4 protein-coding genes are annotated in these 3,830 nt (G+C 44.0%); all 4 read right to left on the bottom strand.

From position 1 onward, the window contains the following. The coding region (locus A3756_RS02875; protein ID WP_156490221.1) for a 4Fe-4S binding protein at window positions 1-588 on the bottom strand (588 nt) is incomplete at its 3' end. Window positions 589-657: 69 nt separating this feature from the next. After that, window positions 658-1,875, bottom strand: coding sequence for an FMN-binding protein (locus A3756_RS02870; protein ID WP_068552894.1), 1,218 nt, complete (start codon window positions 1,873-1,875; stop codon window positions 658-660). A gap of 214 nt (window positions 1,876-2,089) precedes the next feature. Further along, window positions 2,090-2,998 carry a response regulator gene (locus tag A3756_RS02865; RefSeq protein ID WP_068507629.1) on the bottom strand — a complete coding sequence of 303 codons (909 nt, stop codon included), beginning with the start codon at window positions 2,996-2,998 and terminating at the stop codon, window positions 2,090-2,092. Between the two features lie 78 nt (window positions 2,999-3,076). Continuing rightward, on the bottom strand, window positions 3,077-3,526 hold the full coding sequence (locus tag A3756_RS02860) for a chemotaxis protein CheX (RefSeq protein ID WP_068507627.1): 450 nt from the start codon (window positions 3,524-3,526) through the stop codon (window positions 3,077-3,079). Window positions 3,527-3,830: the final 304 nt, after the last annotated feature.

Here is a 3,830-nt window from a genome sequence, read left to right as displayed (position 1 = left end):
CATTGGGCAGACGTAGCGGCAATAGAACTTACGATTAAATATTGACGTAACCAGAAGCCCGGCCGCGTAAAGAATGAAGGGCCAATCGCGATCGAAGCGCAGCAGGAAAGTTGTTTTGAAAGGCTCCACTTCGGCATAGGTTTCTGCGACAGCCAGGGACTCCAGTGATAAGCCAAACAAAGCTAGCAAAATTAGGTATTTAATCGCCCATAAACGCTCATGAATAACAAAAGGAATATGTAGCTGAGGAATGCGTAGCTTCATCGCGATTTCGCCTATCAGCTCTTGCAAGGCACCGAAGGGGCACAACCAGCCGCAGTAAACACCTCGGCCCCACATTAAGACTGTGGCAGCGACAAAAACCCAAAGTACAAAAATAATCGGGTCGAGGAGGAAGGTTTCCCAGTTGAAGTCGTTCATCAGCGATTGAACGAAGGTAAGTACATTGACAACGGACAGCTGTCCCTTACAGTACCAGCCAATAAACCCTACTGTATAAAGAAGGAAGCCAATTCTGAAATAGTGCATAAAGCGAGGGAACTTAACTAACCAATCTTGTATGAATAATACAAGGGTGAGAACCAACATGCTGAAGACCAGCAGTTTCGTTGCCGTACTCTTATCTTCCCAAACCTGTTCCCATAGCGCTTTTTCTTCTTAGATTTCTGGCGGTTCAGGCCTAATTAAAAACTCTTCGAGTGCGGCATACTCTGGTTTAAAACTGGTAAAGACGCCTTCAATAGGGCCTGTCTGGCGGCGAATAAGTAGCTCGACTTGCCAGGGTTGTCCGGGGTCAAACTTATGATGCTCGCTGACAATGAACAGCGACATTTCTTTAAAGTGCGGCGTACCCGCAGCATATAGGTCGTTAATTCGGTATTGTTCGGTATCCCTGAAGCTGAACTCATTTTTACCTTGGTGAATGACGATTCGGTCAAATATTCCTCCGCGAACATAGCCAGAGCCTTTAAAGGAATAGCCGTTTCCGAGTAAACCTATTACATGCTCGCCGGGCTTTAGTTGCTCCATCATCCATTCATATTCACCGTCACCTAAGAGTGAACGGCCGACTGTCGGGATATTCAATTGCGTATAATATAGATCGACAAAAGTGTCTTCTTTTTCTTCAAGCGGGGCTGCCTGGTCCGCAGCTTCAGTTGCCATGAAAGCATCATCGACTTTGGAATTGTTCAAATGGAAACGTCGGATCGCACCGTTGCCTGTCAGGGTCTGCCAGTCGGAAGGCTGGTAGACTTCTTGATTAATCGTGGCCGCAGCCTGTGAGGCAAATTCAGAGGCTTCGATGATGCCATGCGCGATCGCCACTTCGTTGGCGGCGCGAATAATCCCCATGTTCATCACCATCACAGTGACGGTTGCACCGGATACGCCATCGAGATACTCGGTGTTCTCTTCTGTTCCCGTGCCGACTTTTACCTTGGTGTTAACTTTTAGCCCTTGGTATTGGTCCGTAAAGTCACATAAATCTTGCTCTGGAATTCCTACCAGCAAGATAGGTTCATGATGTTCCAGAACATTGGCAGAAATGATTGTTCCTTGAGTATCCAACGTCACAAGTGTATTGACGGGTTCACCGGAGTAGGCAGGAATACGCGCGACATCATCTGTTTCAAAGGCGTAGCCAATGACTTGCTCGTCTTGGAAAATCGTTTTGATTTGAGGGTCGCCAGTTTTTTCAGAAATCGAGCTGGCATTCGGGAAAGCCTCTTGGATAAAGGGAAGAGGGGCTTTAATTGGCGTGATATCAAGCCCGGCAGAAAAAGCAGGGCTGCCGATAAGGCAGATAAATAGACAGGAAACTAATAGATACAAATTCCTAAGGGAAAAGCTTGTTCCATCAAAAGGGTATTTCATCTCGTCTGTAGATCCAATATTTAATGTAAGCCATTGACGTTGCGAACATTAATACAGTGATCTGTAGCGAAGAGAAACGAAGAAAAGCAGGGCAGTTGACCCTAATCAACTTTATACCCCCAAGGTGATAGGAGTGTATAAGGTGATAATAGATTGAGTAAGGGAGCGAGGTTAAATATAAGGTCCAGACAAATGAACGGAATAGATAACTAACTTAGCGATTAACTGCGATCACCGACATTCGGCCCTTCCCATAACCATCTATACAGAGCTCAAAATCCATGCGCTGGTTACCGCCTTTTCGACTTAACGCATCTAGTTTATCGAATGGTTTGGCGATCAGGTGGAAGTTTTCCAGCTTTAGGTCCGTGCCACTTTTTTGGTCGAAGAATAGAACCGAAATTACCTTGAGTACCATGCCGCAGTTTTCGAGAAGCTGCTTTGGGATTGCCTTTTTCTGTATTGAGTCAAGCGCATCTTCAACCGGCAGGTTATGCAGAGCGGAACCCAAAAAACAGCTTGCTTCAAGATCGAGTACGCAGATACTACGAATAGACGAGGTGCCTGATATCGCGTAAATACCTGTAATGAAGGGAAGGTGCTCGTAATTGAGTGGCTCGGTTGTTTTTTCGGTGAGTTTAACCGAAGAGCTGGTGACCGCATTAATGGCTTTATCGAATGCGGCTGCCGTAGGTAGTGTGATGCCTTTGTCGCAAGTTACGGCTGTATCTTGCTTTAAAGCATCCTCACCTTCTATTGCGCCTTGGAGGATAGGCAGAACTGCTTTATGCAAATCTTCATCGGTAAAGGGCTTGTTTACAATGAAACATGCACCCATTTCTTTCGCTTCTTTTAAACGGCTCTCAGAGGTTTCTGAGGTGACAAACCCGATGTTGCTGGGTAGTTCCAATTTATTCAATAATTGCAGCAGCTGAATTCCTGTCATTTCCGGCATATGCCAGTCACATAGAATTAGGTCAGGCGTCCAGTCTTTGGCTATATTAAGCGCATCTTTTCCGTTATTTGCCGTCTTGTATTCATTGTCGCTATAACCCAGCTGTTCTAGGCCACGTTTAACAATAACTTGCATGGCACGGCTATCGTCTACGATAAGAAATTTCATTGCGGATAAGACCCTTTGTATATAGCAAGTGTTTGAATTGCTTTATTAATTATTTGAAGCGATAGTTTATTCATTGCGCTAACTTTGTCCAATAAATACGCCGGCATATATGGTTGTTCCGTCTTCATCCTGCGTAAAGACTTCCCAATCCGGCTCAATATCCTGCATTAGCGTTTGCGCTTGTTCCTTCGTAAGCTGGATCGGCACATCTAAGTGTGTATCTTCGCTTATTTCGAGTTGTACTTGGCCTGCCAGGATATTTCCTAATTCACAGAGCGCGTCATTTGCGTCGTTTTTGCTGAGCTCTTCTTCCGGTAGCTGAAATAATAGAGAGGCGGCCCTGTAGCTAAGTTTTGTTGGCATTGCTAAAACCATTAAAAAATTGTTTTGGCCAACGATAGGTATTTCTACAAAGCACTCTAAAATGCATTCTTGTTGATGAGGCTGGGGCTCAATATATTTGAGCTCGGCACCAAATAGCTTAGTCCACACACCTGATAGCAAGCTATAAAAAGTTTGCTTGTTCATTCTGTCAGCATCCTGTTTTTTAAACGCATTGCTTCACGTGCATAGTGGAATCTCTTAACGAAAGAAGGAAATCGGCTACCTTCCAGTATAGAAAAGAATTTTATTTTTGCTCTGAATAATTGTCGGTGATAACAAAATATTACAGAACATGGATGTTATGACGTAAAAAACTGTATTATTCACAACAGAAAAATGAACAAAATAAGACTATATTTACGATTAGAATAAATTTACGTTTAATTTAGGCAATTTTTGTTGAAAGATTGCGTATCAAGGATGGCCCAAGAAGAGACATTATGCCGAC

It is taken from the genome of Oleiphilus sp. HI0086, assembly GCF_001635225.1.
Note: the sequence above shows the minus strand (reverse complement) of the source record. Positions and strands in the feature narration are given on the sequence as shown.

Coding starts and splice junctions, on each gene's coding strand:
- A3756_RS02870 (WP_068552894.1), bottom strand. CDS start 1,875: ATGAAATACCCTTTTGATGGAACAAGCTTTTCCCTTAGGAATTTGTAT.
- A3756_RS02860 (WP_068507627.1), bottom strand. CDS start 3,526: ATGAACAAGCAAACTTTTTATAGCTTGCTATCAGGTGTGTGGACTAAG.
- A3756_RS02865 (WP_068507629.1), bottom strand. CDS start 2,998: ATGAAATTTCTTATCGTAGACGATAGCCGTGCCATGCAAGTTATTGTT.